The sequence below is a fragment of the Burkholderia sp. AU4i genome (genome assembly GCF_000466765.1).
Taxonomy (GTDB): Bacteria; Pseudomonadota; Gammaproteobacteria; order Burkholderiales; family Burkholderiaceae; genus Burkholderia; species Burkholderia cepacia.
This window is the reverse complement of the sequence record NZ_ASSI01000012.1, coordinates 99,796-115,415: the sequence shown is the minus strand read 5'-3', so window position 1 is coordinate 115,415 and position 15,620 is coordinate 99,796. Positions and strand designations below refer to the sequence as shown.

General features: G+C 67.8%; 13 protein-coding genes. 3 read left to right on the top strand and 10 right to left on the bottom strand.

Going from position 1 to position 15,620, the window contains the following annotated elements; genetic code table 11:
* Entirely contained in the window at positions 1 to 1,704 is a 1,704-nt protein-coding gene (locus L810_RS01705; protein WP_021156621.1) for a cobaltochelatase CobT-related protein, read from the top strand.
* On the opposite strand, the gene L810_RS01700 is transcribed toward L810_RS01705, so the two are convergent.
* The 4 genes from L810_RS01700 to L810_RS01685 form a co-directional block, all read right to left on the bottom strand.
* Entirely contained in the window at positions 1,667 to 3,481 is a 1,815-nt protein-coding gene (locus tag L810_RS01700) for a histidine kinase (protein ID WP_021156620.1), read from the bottom strand. The genes L810_RS01705 and L810_RS01700 overlap by 38 nt on opposite strands.
* 78 nt (positions 3,482 to 3,559) lie before the next feature.
* Positions 3,560 to 4,978, bottom strand: coding sequence for an HD domain-containing phosphohydrolase (locus L810_RS01695; RefSeq protein WP_021156619.1), 1,419 nt, complete (start codon positions 4,976 to 4,978; stop codon positions 3,560 to 3,562).
* A gap of 137 nt (positions 4,979 to 5,115) precedes the next feature.
* On the bottom strand, positions 5,116 to 5,565 hold the full coding sequence (locus tag L810_RS01690; protein ID WP_021156618.1) for a GNAT family N-acetyltransferase: 450 nt from the start codon (positions 5,563 to 5,565) through the stop codon (positions 5,116 to 5,118).
* A gap of 114 nt (positions 5,566 to 5,679) precedes the next feature.
* Positions 5,680 to 6,117: a tetratricopeptide repeat protein gene (locus tag L810_RS01685; protein ID WP_021156617.1), complete on the bottom strand. Its 438-nt coding sequence runs from the start codon at positions 6,115 to 6,117 to the stop codon at positions 5,680 to 5,682.
* Positions 6,118 to 6,536: 419 nt separating this feature from the next.
* Here L810_RS01685 and L810_RS01680 point away from each other — a divergent pair, with 419 nt between their 5' ends.
* Both L810_RS01680 and L810_RS01675 read left to right on the top strand, forming a co-directional pair.
* Positions 6,537 to 7,736, top strand: a complete 1,200-nt coding sequence (locus L810_RS01680) for a DUF6136 family protein (RefSeq protein ID WP_021156616.1) — start codon at positions 6,537 to 6,539, stop codon at positions 7,734 to 7,736.
* Between the two features lie 11 nt (positions 7,737 to 7,747).
* On the top strand, positions 7,748 to 8,371 hold the full coding sequence (locus L810_RS01675) for an ABC transporter ATP-binding protein (protein ID WP_021156615.1): 624 nt from the start codon (positions 7,748 to 7,750) through the stop codon (positions 8,369 to 8,371).
* 157 nt (positions 8,372 to 8,528) lie between these two features.
* Here L810_RS01675 and L810_RS46805 read toward each other — a convergent pair whose 3' ends face one another.
* The 6 genes from L810_RS46805 to L810_RS01650 form a co-directional block, all read right to left on the bottom strand.
* Positions 8,529 to 8,735, bottom strand: a complete 207-nt coding sequence (locus tag L810_RS46805; protein WP_155836093.1) for a hypothetical protein — start codon at positions 8,733 to 8,735, stop codon at positions 8,529 to 8,531.
* A gap of 101 nt (positions 8,736 to 8,836) precedes the next feature.
* Complete coding sequence (gene pntB, locus L810_RS01670) at positions 8,837 to 10,249, bottom strand: Re/Si-specific NAD(P)(+) transhydrogenase subunit beta (protein WP_021156613.1); 1,413 nt, start codon at positions 10,247 to 10,249, stop codon at positions 8,837 to 8,839.
* A gap of 13 nt (positions 10,250 to 10,262) precedes the next feature.
* The gene (locus tag L810_RS01665) at positions 10,263 to 11,855 is read right to left on the bottom strand and encodes a Re/Si-specific NAD(P)(+) transhydrogenase subunit alpha (protein WP_042972797.1); all 1,593 of its coding nucleotides are present in this window, start codon (positions 11,853 to 11,855) and stop codon (positions 10,263 to 10,265) included.
* A 589-nt stretch (positions 11,856 to 12,444) separates the two neighbouring features.
* Entirely contained in the window at positions 12,445 to 13,029 is a 585-nt protein-coding gene (locus L810_RS01660; protein WP_081071767.1) for a chloramphenicol phosphotransferase CPT family protein, read from the bottom strand.
* Positions 13,007 to 14,479, bottom strand: coding sequence for an MFS transporter (locus tag L810_RS01655; RefSeq protein WP_063625713.1), 1,473 nt, complete (start codon positions 14,477 to 14,479; stop codon positions 13,007 to 13,009). Before L810_RS01655 ends, L810_RS01660 begins: the two co-directional genes overlap by 23 nt.
* Positions 14,480 to 14,570: 91 nt before the next feature.
* The gene (locus L810_RS01650; protein ID WP_021156609.1) at positions 14,571 to 15,590 is read right to left on the bottom strand and encodes a cyclase family protein; all 1,020 of its coding nucleotides are present in this window, start codon (positions 15,588 to 15,590) and stop codon (positions 14,571 to 14,573) included.
* Positions 15,591 to 15,620 lie beyond the last annotated feature (30 nt).

Here is a 15,620-nt window from a genome sequence, read left to right as displayed (position 1 = left end):
ATGGACCGCGACGACGATGCGCGCTCGCTCCACCTGACCCGGCTGGCCCGCACGCTCGCGCAACGACACGACATCGAGGTACGGTTCGCGCGCCACGGCCCGCTCGCGCAGCGCGACCTGCTGGTGCTGCCCGACACGCTGCTCGCGGGCGGCGTCGACGACGACACGATCGTCGGCCTCGTCGATCTCCATGCGGCGCGGGTCCGCTTCGGCGCGATCGATGACGTTGCCGCGCTGGCTTCGCCCGCGGTGCGCGCGATTGCGCAGGCGATCGACGACCGGCGCGCGGCCGCTTGCCTCGTTGCACACTATCCCGGCGCGAAGACGTTCCTGCTGCGGATGCGGGTGGCGTCGGCCGCCGACACGCTTCGAAAATGGCCGCAAATGGCATGGAGCGACAGGCTCGTATCGCGCATCGAACGTGCGCTGTGGGACGAACCGCCATCCGCCGTCGAGCGCATCCCGTCGCTCGACGCGACGCTCGCCGCGTCGGACGATCTCGTCGACGAAGCACGCGCCGCGGCTTCGACGGCCGACAGCATCCGTGCCGCGTACCGGATCGTCGAGCGCGTCCGCGCGCTGGCGTCGGCCGGTGCGAACAACATGATGTTCACGGCCGATCCGGGCAGCACGATCGACAGCGACAGCATCGCCGCCGAATTCGACTCGGACGGAACGGGCGCGCCGGACGATGCGCGTGCGCCGGTTTCGGCCGAGTCGGGCGCCGCCGCGATCGCCGACACGGAATCGTCCACGGCATCACCGACGCCGGGCGATGCGACACCCGGCACGATCCGCCTGTCCGCGGACCATCGGCCGCTGTTGTCGGTCCCGCTGACCACCGCATTCGACACGGTGACGGACTTCACCGGCAAGGGCGACGCGGCGCGCTGGCACCGCCTGCGAAGCGCGGCCCGCGCGCAGACCGAGCCGCTCAAGCTGCGACTCGAACGCGCGTTGAAAGTGGACGAGCAGACGCGCTGGAAGCGCGAACAGGAACGCGGCGAACTCGACCGGATGGCGCTCGCCCGCCTCGTCACGTCGCCCGGCTACCGCACGCCGTTTCGTGTCCGGCGTGCCGCGCCCGGGCGCGACGCGGCCGTCGGCCTGCTGATCGATTGCAGCGGGTCGATGGCCGGCAGGAAGATCGAGCTCGCCCGGCTGTGCGCGGCGGCGCTGTGCGATGCGCTGATGCAGCTCGGCTTCGCGTGCGAAGCGCTCGGCTACAGCTCCGTCGAAGACGCCGCGATGCGCGCGCATTACCAGCGCTGGATCGACGCCGGCCGCGACACGTTCGGCTACAACCGCTTCGTCGAACGGCTCGACCTGCGCGTCTACAAGCGGTTCGATTCCGACAACCCGAGCGGCCTCGCGTGCATCGAATGCGGCCACGAGAATCCCGACGGCGAGGCGTTGAGCTGGGCCGCCGAACGGCTGCTGGCGCAGCGTGCGCGGCGGCGGATCCTGATGGTGCTGTCGGACGGTTATCCGGCCACCGGCGACGGCAACCCGGCGATCCTGCGCACCGACCTGCGCGCACGCGTCGACGCGCTGCGCGAGCGGCGCGTCGAACTGATCGGCGTCGGGATTCTCGACGATTCGGTCGAAGCGTTCTATCCGGTCAGCAGCGTGGTAGAGCATCTGCACGAACTGCCGGCCGCGGCGTTCAGTGTCCTGGGCGATACGTTGCTGGACCGGCGCTAACCTCCGCCACGGCCGCGTTCTCGTTCGTGCCTTGGTTCACGCTTCCACCGGCCCGCCGGATCGGCAGCCGAACGCAGAACGTCGTGCCGCGCCCGGGCTCGCTCGTCACGTCGATGGTGCCGCGATGGCGCTCGACGATCCCGTGCGACACCGACAGGCCGAGCCCCGTGCCCTGCCCGACCGGCTTCGTCGTGAAGAACGGATCGAAGATCCGCCGGACGACGTCGGGCGTCATGCCCGTGCCGGTGTCGCTGATCGCGATCGACACCTGCTCGCCGTCGCTCGACGTGCGGATCGTGATCACGCCGCGCTCGGGAATCGCTTGCGCCGCGTTCACCAGCAGGTTCATGAAGACCTGGTTCAACTGCGACGGCAGGCATTCGACCAGCGGCACGTCGCCGTAGTCGCGCACGATCTCGGCCTTGTACTTGAGTTCGTTGTGGACGACGTTGAGCGTGCTTTCCAGCCCTGCGCGAAGATCGACCACGCTCCACTCGTCGCTGGCCGGACGCGAGAAATCGCGCAGGTCCTGCACGATGCGCCGCACGCGCAGCGCGCCGTCGATCGACTCGTCGATCAGCGTCGCGATCTCGCCGCGCACGTAGTCGAGGTCCGCCGCGCGGCCCAGTGCCGTCAGCGCATCGCGCGCGGCCGGGTCGAGCTGCGGCAGCGCGGCTTCATGCGCGGCGATCACATCGAGCAGGCTGCGCACCCACGTCTTCAACGTATTGAGGTTCGCGCTGACGAACCCGATCGGATTGTTGATCTCGTGCGCGACACCGGCCGCGAGCTGACCGATCGACGCGAGTTTTTCCGACTGCAGCAGCTGCACGTGGGTTTCCTCGAGCGCATGCAACAGGCGCCGCTGCTCCTCCTTCTCCTGTTCGAGCCGCGCCTGCGCGGCCTTGCGTTCGTCGATCTCGGTCGCCATGTTCTCGCGGGTACGTTGCAGCATCGCCGTCGTCTGTTCGTAGCGATGCAGCGCGCGTTCCAGTTCGGCGGTGCGCAAGCGCACGAGCCGCTCGAGCGTATCGGTCATCCCGCGCAGGAAGGTTGTGCGCGCATCGAATCGGCTGAGCAGCAGCGTGACGACCAGGGTTCCCGTCGTAAACAGCGCGACGGTCGTCGCGAGCCACGGCGTGTCGACTCCGTTCGCGGCCCCGCATCGCGCGTCCGGCGCGAAATGCGCGGCCGCCATCGCGGTGTAGTGCATGCCGGTGATCGCGACGCCCATGACGACGGCCGCGCCGACGCGCCGGGCGGTCGCATGGCTCGCCTGCCGCGCGCGCAGCGCCTGCGCGATCCACAACGCGGCGGTCGACGCGATCACCGCGATGCCGATCGACGCGGCGAACAGCACGGCATCGTAGCGAATCCCGGGCACCATGCGCATCGCGGCCATCCCCGCGTAATGCATGCCGGCGATCCCGCCGCCCATCAGCACGCCGCCCGCGAGCAGCCGCCGCCAGCCCAGCCGCGCGCGCGTGACGACATACAGCGCGAAGTACGACACGAGCACGGCAATCGCCAGCGACGCGCCCGTATCCGGCAACGCGTAGCCGAGCGGAATCGGCAGTGAAAACGCGAGCATGCCGACGAAATGCATCGACCAGATGCCCGTCCCCATCGCCGCCGCGCCGCCGCCCAGCCACATGCGCCTGAGCTTCGGGTTGTCGAGCAGCGAAATGAAGGCGGCGAGATCGAGTGTCGTATAGGAGGCCAGCGTCGCGATCGCGACCGACAGCAGGACGAGCGGAAGATTGTAGGTGCCGTGCATGATCGAGCGCCCGAATCGAGGTGAGTGCGTTGCCGCGGCGCGCGTGCGCACCGCGGCCGTCAGGCCGCGCGTCCGGGCTCAGGCGGGCGCCGCGCCCGCATTCGGCACGCCCTGCGCCGGCTTCGCCGCCTGGCCGGCCAGCACGAGGATGTCGAACGCCGTCCCTTCGCGCGTCTCGAAGCGGCGCACGAGCTCGATCTGGTGCGCGGACATCACGCTGCCCTTGGTCATCAGCAGCACGCCGCGATGCGTGCGCAGATCGTCGGCGAGCTGCATCCCCTCGCGCAGCTGCGCGGACTTGATCTCCGCGACGGACGCCGCGATGCCGAGGCTCGCCGGGTCCCGCATCAGTTCGACCAGGTTTTCGACGATGCGCGGGTCGTAACGCACGCCGGCCTGCGAACGCATTGCGTCGAGCGCCTGCTCGACCGAATGCGGCGCACCGATGTCGCCATTGCGCAGCCCCTCGAAATCGCGCGCGATCGCGACGATCCGCGAGCCGGGCGGGATCGAGTCGCCGGCCAGCCCGTCCGGCGTGCCGCGCCCGTTGAAGCGCTCGTACTGGTGCAGCACGATCGACGCGACCTTGTGCAATTGCGCGACCGGCGTCAGCACCATCTGCGCGCGCAGCGGATGCTGCTGGAACAGGCCGTGCTCTTCCGCCGTCATGCGTGTGAGCGGCTTGTGCAGCAATTCGTCCGGCAGCGACAGCTTGCCGATACCATGCAGCAGCCCCGCGAAGTAGACGTCCTGCGCATGCAGTTCGCTCATCCCGGAGGCCAGCGCGAGCCGTCGCGCAATCTCGCCGACCCGCATCGCGTGACCGCTGGCCGACCCGCAGCGCAGCTCGATCATGCTCGCGCACACCTGGACCATCGCGGTGAAGCTGCTTTTCAGGTCGCGCTGCGCGGCTTCGAGGAACATCACGGTCTGGCCGAGTTCCTCGGTGCGCGCGCGAACCTGCGTTTCGAGTTCCGTGTTGAAGCGGCGCAGCGCTTCGTTCTGCGCTTCCGTCAGCGCGGCGAGCCGCGCCGCCTCGTGCCGCAAACGGCGCTGCTCCAGCGCCTGTTCGATGGTCAGCAGCAGGTCGTGATCGTCCCACGGCTTGTTCAGGTAACGATAGACGCCGCCTTCGTTGACGGCCTGCATGACCGACGCGATCTCCGCATAACCGGTCAGCAGGATGCGCATCGTGTCCGGGTAGAGCGCCCGGGCACGGGCCAGGAACTCCGCGCCGCTCATGCCGGGCATCCGCATGTCGGACACGATCAGGTCGACTTCGGTCGACGCCAGCACCTCGAGGGCGGCTTCGCCGCTTTCCGCGGTCAGGATCTCGTAGCCGGCGGGCCGGAACACGCGCCGGAGCGCCGACAGCACGCTCGGCTCGTCGTCCACCAGCAGGATCGACGGCACGCCATCCGCGTCGTCGGATGTCGCTGCCGCTCCGGTCGTTTCAGGCGATACCGCATTCGGTCCGTTTGTTGCAGATGTCGTCATGATTGGCCTCGGATCATGTAGTTATATTCTCTCTGCATCATCGGCATGCGCCGCGCATTCGATATCCGGGAAAACGCTGATGCGCTCACCCGGATCACACCCCGCATGCGTCGTCACGACGCACGGGCATGTGCGATCTACGCCGTCGCCGAACCCGGTTCGCGCACGTAGTAGATGTCCCACTCCGCTTCGTCGGCCTGCACGAAGCCGTGCCGCGCATAGAAACGGTTCGAATCGCTGCCGCGCAGCGCGCCGACACGCACGGGCACGCGCTGCGCGTCCGCCTCGGCAAAGATCCGCTGCAGCACGGCCGCGCCGATGCCCTTTCCCTGGTGCGCGGGCACGATGTACAGATGGTCGAGCAACCAGTGGTCTTCCTGCGGCCGAACCACGAAAAAACCCGCGTTCACGCCATCGGCTTCGATGAAGCGGCATAGCGCCGGGTCGAACGACGCGAGAAAACGCTCGCGCGCACGCTGCGGATCGAAGCGGCCGATGCGCTCGAGGCTGTCGCGCATCGCGGCGATGCGAATCGCGACCAGCGTTTCGGCATCGGACCGGGTGGCGAGGGGAAAGGTCAGGTTCATGGGCAAGTCGTGCACACGTGGAGAAAACGCCCGGCGTCGCGGGGCAGCGCGACGCGACGCGGCCGCCAAAGCCTGCTCGCGATGCCGGCCGCCGGCCGGCACGCACGGCGCGCGTCAGGGCGTCTCGATGCCTTCCGCACGCGTGGCAAGGAATCGCAAGTACCTGGCATCCTCGTCCTCGAACAGCTCCGGCCCGCCCGCCATGTATGCGCGCATCAGTTCGTCGGCCGCGCGGTCGAGATTGCCCAGTTCGAACTGGCACTGGCCGAGCCGCAGATGCAGGAACGGGTTGCCGATCGCGTTGGGGAAGTGCATCGCCTGGCCGAGATTCTCGCACCCGGCCGCGTAGTCCTCTTGAAGGAAATTCGCGTCGCCGATCGCGGCCATCAACCACGTGCCGGCCTCCCAGTTCGTTTTCGGCTCGGGAAGCAGGTCGAATCCCGCGCGGAATTTCTCCAGCGCGCCTTCATAGTCGCCGTCTTCCATCAACGCATCGCCCGCGTCGCTCAGCGCGCCGATCCGCTCATACAGCTCGTTGTCCAGTTCCGCCATGTCGAATCCCTGTTCCTGAGTTGAAATCGGCCCGGTGCGGCCGGTGGTTGCGATGCGATCGCGTGTGGTGTGGCGTGCCGTGTTGCGGTCCTGCCTGCTCTTCCGCCCGGCATTCGTCCAGCATACCCGAGCCGTATGACGCGCGTGTCTCGACTTGCCGCGCACCTGTCCGGCATCTGCCGAACGATCCGCGGCGGCGTCGTGCGCGTGAATCCCGATGCCACGCCGACGGAGGCCTCGTGCCACCGTGCCCCACCCGTTTGCGCGGCCGACACGGCGATTCGCGGCGTCGGTGTCGCATGCGGCACGGCGATCTCGCGCGTGCCGCCCCGGCCGCCAAAGGCGGGGATAGTTGTGCCGCGACGACCACCGTGGCAGGATGCCGGGTTCATTTGCTCGGTGAAAGGGAGCTGGAAGCGATGTTGTCTTGCCGATTGAGGTGGTACGCACTCGCGACGTCGAACCTGCTGCGCAGGCATTGGCAGGCGCTGCTCCTGCTGGCCATGCTGTTGCTGCCGGCGATGCCGGTGTTTTCGCAGACGCGAATTCTGGGTGCGCCGGTACTCGCGGCACTGGCACCGTCGCATGGCATCGAATGGCGGTTCGCGTGGGTGCACCTGCTCGAAGCCGTGGGCATCCTGTGGGTGCTGGCGCAGCGTCGTGCGATCACCGGGGGGCCGTTCGTCACCTTCCTCGCGTCCTTGCCCGTCTCCAACGGCCGCCGTCGCGCCATCGACACGATCGTCGTGATCGTCGCGAGTACGCCGCTGCTGCTGCCCGTGCTTGCCGCCGCCATCGCGCTCGCCTTCCTGCCGCAAAAGGCGATCAACTATCTGTTCGTTCTCGACCTGTTCCTGATCACGCTCGGATGGCAATTGACCGCGCTGTCGCGCAACCTGCGCAATGCAATCGCGTTGATCGTTGCCAACGTCTTCCTGATCGGCGGCTTTCACGCCGAGGGCGCGTTACGTCCCGCGTGGCTGACCGTGGCATTGTTGCTCGCCGCTTTCACGATTGCGCATACGGCCCCTGCGCGGGCCGTCCGTTCGGAAATGCCGGGGGCGTTCTCGCGTCGTATCGCGGAAGCGATCCGCGTCCGCGTCCGGAGCGGGCTGCCGCCCATCGTGAGGCTGCAGATCGGCATCCTGCGGGACCGCGCCGCGAGCACCGCCGGGCACTGCCTGATGATGGGTGCGGTCACCGCTTCGACATGCTTCCTGCTTGCGCTCTGGGGGTTCGACCAGCGCGCCGTTCCGCTGACGCTGATCGCGCAGGCCGTCATCATGCTGATCGCGGCGACGACCTATCGCGATTTGCGAGCGGCGCACCTGCATGCGTCGCACTTCATGCGATCGTTGCCGCTGTCGACCTTGGCGAAGCGCCGGGCCGACTGGCTGACCGTTGCCGCGCTGGCGCTGCCGTTCGCCGCCGTCGCGCCGCTGTTGCTGGTGACGCACGGCGTGCTGTCATCGCGGATGGCGGCGGCGCTCGTGTGTTCGGGCGCACCGCTCGTCGCATTACACTATCTGCCGCAACGCTACGCGTCCCGACAATCCGTGTTGCCGGGCATCGCGCTGACCGTGGTCTGGGTCACGCTGGCCTGGCAAGTTTTCGTTTGATTACCCGATCCATGCTCCGCTTCGACAATCTCGGCAAGCGCTTCGACAAGCGCGTCATCTTCCAAGGGCTCAACTTCGCATCCGGCGCCGGGTGCGTGGCGCTGTGCGACGAAAACGGCAGCGGCAAGTCGACGTTGCTCGCCATTCTCGCCGGCACGATCGACGCGGACGAAGGCGAGGTCTGGCTCGGCGGCCATTCGCTGCGCACCGCGCCGCTCGCGGCGAAATCCGCGCTGGCGTACGTACCCGACGATTGCCTGACGTATCCGTTCCAGACCGGTCGCGCGTTTCTCGATCTCGTGGCGGCCGCCAAGAAAACCGTCGTCGACACACGCACGCTCGAGCTGGCCGATCGATTCGGGCTCGCCCCGCATATGGACAAGCGCTTCGAGCAGATGTCGCTCGGCACGCGCAAGAAACTGTTCCTGACGGCGACGACACTCGGCGCGCCCACCGTCGTGATCGCCGACGAACCGGGCAACGGGCTCGACGCCGCGTCGCGTGCGGTGCTCGTCGACCTGTTCAGGACGTTGGCTGCGGACCGTGCCGTCTTTTTTTCGAGTCACGACGTGGCGCTGGCGCGCGCATGCGACGCGAGGATCACCAGTTTCGCGGAACTGGGAGCGGCTGGGTAGGCGACATCGTCATGCGCGGTCGTGTGAAAAAACCGGCGCGGCTGCGTGACATGAGGAACGACGAGGAGAGGCGCCGGTAGCGTTCGCGGCAAGCTGCGGTATAGGCGGCTGGCAAGGACCTGGTGCCTGATTCGTGCGGTTACGCGCGATAGCACCTTCACACGGGACTGCGTTCGACCAGCACCATTCCGGAGGCCGGCCAGGCCCCGGCAATCGTCATGCCGATGATGGAGCCGCCGCCCGCTCCAACGGCATCATTGGCGTAGTTCTTCGATCCGCGCACCGACGATCGATCGCGCTTTTTTCCCGGAAGTGCGAAACACCCGATTCCGTCTCGCACTTCCGTGACCTTCCCGATACGCATGTCGGGCGTGCCGGGCCCCGATCAACCCGCCGTTCGACACCACGGCCGCTGACCGTTCGACCCGCGCACCCATGCGCCCACACGCCCGTGCGCCCCGATCGTCAGGCCTTCAACGCCCCGAAGACTTCGTCCAGCATCTTCTTGGCATCGCCGAACAGCATCCGGTTGTTGTCCTTGTAGAACAGCGGATTGTCGACGCCCGCATAACCTGACGCCATGCTGCGCTTCATCACGATCGAGGTCTTCGCCTTCCACACCTCGAGCACCGGCATGCCGGCGATCGGGCTGGCCGGATCTTCCTGCGCGGCCGGGTTCACGATGTCGTTCGCGCCGATCACCATCGACACGTCGGCTTCCGGGAAATCGCCGTTGATCTCGTCCATCTCCATCACGATGTCGTAAGGCACCTTCGCCTCGGCGAGCAGCACGTTCATGTGCCCCGGCATGCGGCCGGCCACCGGATGGATCGCGAAACGCACGTCGACGCCCTTCTCGCGCAGCACCTTCGTGAGTTCATGCACCGTGTGCTGGGCCTGCGCCACCGCCATCCCGTAGCCGGGCACGATGATCACGCTCTTGGCATCGCGCAGCAGCTCGGCCGTCTCCAGCGCGCTCACCGCCACCACTTCGCCGGCCGGCTGCGCGCCGGCGCCCGCCACCGCGGGCGCACCGCTGCCGGTGCCGAAGCCGCCCGCGATCACGCTGATGAAGTTGCGGTTCATCGCGCGGCACATGATGTAAGACAGGATCGCACCCGACGAGCCCACCAGCGCGCCGATCACGATCAGCAGGTCGTTGCCGAGCATGAAGCCGGTGGCCGCCGCCGCCCAGCCCGAGTAGCTGTTGAGCATCGACACCACGACGGGCATGTCCGCGCCGCCGATCGCCATCACCATGTGCACGCCGAACAGCAGCGACACCACCGTCATCACGATGAGCGGCGTCATGCCGTCCTGGATCGTCTCCGCATGCAGGAACGCACGACCGTAATAGATCACGATCAGCAGCGCGGCGAGGTTGAGCCAGTGCCGTGCCGGCAGCAGCAGCGGCTTGCCGCCGATCTTGCCGGAGAGCTTGCCGAACGCGATGACCGAGCCCGCGAAGGTCACCGCGCCGATCAGGATGCCTACGTAGATTTCCACTTCGTGGATCGCGTGCTCGGCACCCGTGAACTGAACCGACGTATCGATGTAGCTCGCGAAACCCACCAGGCACGCCGCCAGACCGACCAGGCTGTGCATCAGCGCAACCAGTTCGGGCATCTGCGTCATCTGCACCTTCTTCGCGGCGACGAGGCCGACGGCGCCGCCGACGACCAGTGCAGCCACGATATAAGGAATGCCCTCGGCCGACACGCGCGGGCCGAGCACGGTGGCGAGCACGGCGATCAGCATGCCGATCATGCCGAGCAGGTTGCCGCGGCGCGCGGTCTCGGGGTTCGCCAGCCCGCCGAGGCTCAGGATGAAGAGGATGGCCGCGCCGATATAGGAGACGGTAGTCAGGTTGGAAGTCATTGTTGTCGTCTCCTTACTTGCGGAACATCGCCAGCATGCGGCGCGTCACCGCGAAGCCGCCGAACATGTTGACGGCCGTGAGCGTCAGCGCACCCACCGCCAGGCCGAGGATCAGCCCCGAAGGACGGCCCTCCGCGGCGGCCTCGCCCAGCGGCGGCGCGACCTGCACCAGCGCGCCGATCGCGATGATCGACGAGATCGCGTTGGTGACGCTCATCAGCGGCGTATGCAGCGACGGCGTGACGTTCCAGATCACCATGTAGCCGACGAAGCAGGCCAGCACGAACACCGTGAAGTGCGACAGGAACGTGGCCGGCGCGAACTGGCCGACCAGCAGGAACACCAGTGCGCCGACGGCGAACGTGATGGCGAGCGACTTCGCCGACATCGGCGCGCCGCTGCCGTGCCCGTGGCCCTTGGACGCGGCTGCCGCGACCGGCGGCGCGGCGGGTTTCGGTGCCGCGGCCGGCTGCTGGATCGGCGGCGGCGGCCAGGTCACGTTGCCCTCCTTGATGACCGTGAGGCCGCGAATTGCGTCGTCGTTGAAGTCGACGTTGATCGTGCCGTCCTTCGCCTTGCACAGCTCCTCGATCACGCGCAGCAGGTTGGTCGCGTACAGCGTCGACGACTGTCGTGCCAGGCGCGACGCGAGATCCGTGTAGCCGACGATCGTCACGCCGTGGCGGACCACCGCCTCGCCCGGCACCGTCAGCTCGCAGTTGCCGCCTTGCTCGCCGGCCATGTCGACGATCACGCTGCCCGGCTTCATCGACTGCACCATCTCGGCCGTGATGAGCTTCGGTGCCGGCTTGCCGGGAATCAGCGCGGTGGTGATGATGATGTCCGCATCCTTGGCCTGCTGCGCGTACATCGCGCGCTGCGCCTGCTGGAAGCCTTCGCTCATCACCTTCGCGTAACCGCCGCCGCCCGATCCCTCTTCCTCGTAGTCGACCTTGACGAATTCGCCGCCGAGCGACTTGACCTGGTCGGCCACTTCCGCGCGCGTGTCGTTGGCGCGCACGATCGCGCCGAGGCCGGCGGCCGTGCCGATGGCCGCGAGCCCGGCCACGCCCGCGCCGGCGACGAACACCTTGGCCGGCGGCACCTTGCCCGCGGCCGTGATCTGCCCGTTGAAGTAACGGCCGAACGCATGGGCCGCCTCGATGACGGCGCGGTAGCCGCTCACACCGGCCATCGACGTGAGCGCATCCATCTTCTGCGCGCGCGACAGCGTGCGCGGCAGGGAATCGATCGCCAGCACCGTGGCCCGCTTCGCGGCCAGCTGCTGCATCAGTTCGGGGTTCTGCGCCGGCCAGACGAAACCGACCAGCGTGCTGCCGTCACGCATCAGCGCGACTTCCTCGCTGCTCGGCGGACGCACCTTGAGGACGATATCGCTGCGGCCCCACAGATCGGCGGCCGTCGCCACGACTTCGGCCCCGGCCTTGCGGTAGTCGTCGTCGCTGAAGTTCGCGCCGGTGCCTGCACCGCTTTGCACGGCCACCGAGAACCCGAGCTTGATCAGCTTTTCGACCACGTCGGGAACCGTCGCTACGCGCCGTTCCTCGTTGGCCGTCTCCAGAGGGACCCCAATCAGTAATGTCATATCCTGAACTGTCAGTAGTGGCCGTCGCTAGGAGTTACGGCCTGCGTTTCAAGTCACCCAACTCAATCCGTGTACGACGCTGTTCCGCGGGCAGCTTCGCACTGCCGCGCCGAATTCACAAACTGTTCATCCTCTAAACAATCGGCTTGTCAGATCCGGGCGGTTCATGTTCATGCTCCTGCCTGATTTCTCCGACGAATAGCCGGCGCATGATCCATTGGGATAAGAACTGCGAAGCATATCCCGTGCCAAAGTCTTTCCGAAATTTATATTTTGAATCGGCGCGCATTCAATCCATGAATCCCCTGTCTGGACACGGCGGGCGCATAACCTGGCGTTTACCCGCTGGAACCGCTCCACATGGCCTGTCGGCGCGTAAATCCGCTTGAAATTCGCTTTCAATCCGTTCGAAACATGAAAAAGCGGTTATCGGCACAAACGCTTCGGAATCGGTTTCATCGCGAATGTCCCGTTTCTCCGCACAATGCGATTTGTCGCGTGCGAACGACATCATCCGCGTGGCCGATGACATTCGTTGCCGGCGAGTTTAAGGGAGAACGCGGCCTGTCACGATCGAGCGCGACGACGATCACTCGCGCTGCGCGTCGACGTGGGCACGGATGCGGCGCGCGCCTTCTTCCGGCGTGCATGTCGACGTGTCGATGCGCAGCGCGTAAGGCCGCGAATAAGCCGGATGCCCGAACTGGGAGCGGGCCATGCCCTCGCCGCGATCGGGCCTCGCGCGTTCGCGCTGTTCGAGGATGTCCAGCGGGCACGTCACGCCGATGACGAAGGTCTGACGCGGCGACAGCGCGGCAACGCATGCGTCGAGCGCGGCCGGATCCCGGAGCACGAGATCCAGCACGATCTCGAAATGGCTGGCCGCGATCCGTGCGAGCGTCGACTGCAGGTTGAGCTGATGGAGTCTCAGCGCCTGATTCAGCTCCTCGTCCGATCGCATGTCACGTCGGCGCGACATCTCGACGAACGCGTCGAGCGAGACGTGAAACGTCGGCACGTCCGACCCTTGCTGGAGCGCCCTGGCCAGGCTGCTCTTCCCTGCACTGGTCGGGCCGTGCAATACGACGGCAACGGGTTTCATGGCGATGGTCGATGGGCGAGGTGCCCGGTTGCCGCGATGAATCAGGATGCTAGCCCAATTTTCGCCGCCCATCGACACGCCCGGTCGGCGCTTCGGCGAGCCCGCGCAACGCCGCCGCGTTCCCGGCGCCGTCCGCGATCTCGTCCAGAGCCCGGTTGTTGGTACGCGGCCCGAACACGCCGATCGACACCATCACGATCAGCATGCTGCCGCCGATCAGCACGAACACGGCCGGCACCCCCGCGCGCTCGAGCAGCAGCGCGACGATGAAACTGCTCGCGATCCCCGTCAGGCGGCCGATCGAATGCACGAAGCCGAGCGCGCGCCCGCGGATCTCGGTCGGAAACACTTCCGACTGGTACGCGGTGCCGTTGCTCGCGAGCACCGTGTTGGACAGCGTGACGAGCAGGCCGAACGCGATCACGAACGGCGCCTGCGCCGACATCGCGAACGCGGTGCCGAACAGCGCAACGCCGAACGCCGACGCGACGATCAGCCATTTGCGCTCGATCCGGTCGGCGAGCAGGCCGGCGACGAACGGCGACACCGGATACGCGAACGCGATCACGAACGCATACCAGAGGCTCTTCGTGACGCTCGCGCCCTGCGCGGCGAGCAGCGTCGGCAGCCACTGGCTGAAGCCGAAGAAACCGATGCTCAGGAAGGCATTGAACGCGATCAGCATCGTCGTGCGGCCGCGATGCCGCGCATCCCACATCGACGGCGCGCGCTGTGCGGCAGTGGCCGTGGCCGCGGCCGCCGCGACCGGCGTCGGGACTGCGGGCAGCGGCCGGCCGGATTCCCGCTCGACGGCCTGCTCGAGCCGCTGCAGCACGGCTTCGGCCTCGGCCTCGCGGCCCGTGTGGGCGAGCCAGCGCGGCGACTCCGGCAACCGCGACTGCAGCCACCAGACGAAAACCGCGCCGCTGCCGCCGAGCAGCACGACCCAGCGCCATCCGGACATGCCGAGCGGATCGTGCGGCACCCATAACCACGACACCAGCGCCAGCACGGGCATCGCGAGATAGCCGACCGCGAAGCACAACGCGAACGCGCGGCCGCGCACCGCCTTCGGCACCAGCTCGGTCAGGAACGCGCCGATCGTGATCAGCTCCGCGCCGATGCCGCAGCCCGCGATGAAACGGCACACGAGGATGCCGAGCGCATGCGTCTGCACGCACATCGCCAGGCTCGCCGCCGTGTAGAGCAGCAGCGCGCCGGTGAACAGCGCGCGCCGCCCGAAGCGGTCCGCGAGGCGCGACACGAACATCTCGCCGACGAACAGCCCGGCGAACGTCGCCGCGCCGAGCGCGCCCTGGTCCGACATGCCGAGCACGCCGTGCGAGCCCGCGTGAAAGATGCCGTCGCGGATCAGCCCGGGCGGCAGGTAGGTCATCTGGAACAGGTCGTAGACCTCGAAAAACCCGCCGACGCTCAGGAACAGCACGAGCGTCCAGATGGTGGCCGTCGCGGGCAGGCGGTCGATGCGGGCGGCGATCGACGCCGCATGGGAGTGGGACATGGCGATTCCTCGATGATCCGCCCGCGCGGCCTGCGCGAAGCGGCGAAGCGGCACACCCGGCGCCGGCGCGGCATGCGCGCGGCGCCGGCGTTCATACGGTGGCGACCGGATTGACCGGCGACCCGACGAGCCCGCGCAGGTGCAGCGGCGGCGCGGTCAGCAGGAAGCGGTTGCGCCGGTGCGCGTGCAGCCAGTCGGCGAGCGGCGTCAGGTGCCATAGCTCGCCGAGGTGAATGCCGAGCTTGAACAGGCACAGCTCGTGCAGCGGCATCAGCGCGCCGGGCCGCTCGCGCGCCCGCGCATCGCGCGGACGCTCCTCGACCGCGTGGTTGTCCGCCGCGAGCGCGGCGAGCCCCGACGCGTCGATCCATTCGAGCAGGCGCGCGTCGTTGCCGTCGAGCACGCAGCACATGTCCGGCGCGGTGGGTTCGCCGCGCGCGTCGGCATCGAGCAGGCGATCGGCGAAGCCCGTATGCACGCACACGATGTCGCCGCGCTCGACGATCACGTCGTCCGCGCGCAGCACCGCCATCCACTCCGCGTAGCCGATCTTGCGCCGCTCGTCGCCGAAGTGGCGCCGCAGGTCGACGAGCACGCCGCGCCCCTGCACGCCCGTCTGCGCCATCACCTCGATGCCGAGCGCACGCGCGCCGCCGCGCGGCGCACCCGCTTCAGGCACCTGGATGTGCTCGTCCATCCGGTAGCCGTTGTAGAACACGCGGGCCCGCTCGCCGTCACCCGCCGGATCGAACAGCGAGCCGACGTGCGACAGCGCATCCCACTGCGTCGAGAACTGCGAATGCATGCAGAACGAATCGTCGCAGACCACATCGGTTGCGTTCGCAACCTGTTCATCCGCCCGATAGCCGAAATACGGCTTGTCGCCCAGCAGCGCCGGCATGATCGCCGGCGGCCGGCGCCGTGCGTTCAACCCGCCGCCGCGCGGCACGTCAAGCGGCAGGCTCAGCGAAAACACGCGGCCTGCGCGCACCTCCGCGACGCCGCGCAGCACCGCGTCGGCGGTCAGCCAGTTCAGGCGCCCTTTCTGATCGTCCGGGCCGAAATCTCCCCAGTTCGAGCCGGGCGGCCGATGGGTCCAGCGTGGTTCCATGGTGTCTCCTCCATGCAATGTCCAGGGTGC

What these genes read in the sequence shown, in the direction of transcription:
- L810_RS01650 (WP_021156609.1), bottom strand. Translation starts at nt 15,590, where the DNA reads ATGGAACCACGCTGGACCCATCGGCCGCCCGGCTCGAACTGGGGAGAT.
- L810_RS01675 (WP_021156615.1), top strand. Translation starts at nt 7,748, where the DNA reads ATGCTCCGCTTCGACAATCTCGGCAAGCGCTTCGACAAGCGCGTCATC.
- L810_RS01655 (WP_063625713.1), bottom strand. Translation starts at nt 14,479, where the DNA reads ATGTCCCACTCCCATGCGGCGTCGATCGCCGCCCGCATCGACCGCCTG.
- L810_RS01695 (WP_021156619.1), bottom strand. Translation starts at nt 4,978, where the DNA reads ATGACGACATCTGCAACAAACGGACCGAATGCGGTATCGCCTGAAACG.
- L810_RS46805 (WP_155836093.1), bottom strand. Translation starts at nt 8,735, where the DNA reads ATGCGTATCGGGAAGGTCACGGAAGTGCGAGACGGAATCGGGTGTTTC.
- pntB (WP_021156613.1), bottom strand. Translation starts at nt 10,249, where the DNA reads ATGACTTCCAACCTGACTACCGTCTCCTATATCGGCGCGGCCATCCTC.
- L810_RS01690 (WP_021156618.1), bottom strand. Translation starts at nt 5,565, where the DNA reads ATGAACCTGACCTTTCCCCTCGCCACCCGGTCCGATGCCGAAACGCTG.
- L810_RS01665 (WP_042972797.1), bottom strand. Translation starts at nt 11,855, where the DNA reads ATGACATTACTGATTGGGGTCCCTCTGGAGACGGCCAACGAGGAACGG.
- L810_RS01685 (WP_021156617.1), bottom strand. Translation starts at nt 6,117, where the DNA reads ATGGCGGAACTGGACAACGAGCTGTATGAGCGGATCGGCGCGCTGAGC.
- L810_RS01700 (WP_021156620.1), bottom strand. Translation starts at nt 3,481, where the DNA reads ATGCACGGCACCTACAATCTTCCGCTCGTCCTGCTGTCGGTCGCGATC.
- L810_RS01705 (WP_021156621.1), top strand. Translation starts at nt 1, where the DNA reads ATGGACCGCGACGACGATGCGCGCTCGCTCCACCTGACCCGGCTGGCC.
- L810_RS01660 (WP_081071767.1), bottom strand. Translation starts at nt 13,029, where the DNA reads ATGGGCGGCGAAAATTGGGCTAGCATCCTGATTCATCGCGGCAACCGG.
- L810_RS01680 (WP_021156616.1), top strand. Translation starts at nt 6,537, where the DNA reads ATGTTGTCTTGCCGATTGAGGTGGTACGCACTCGCGACGTCGAACCTG.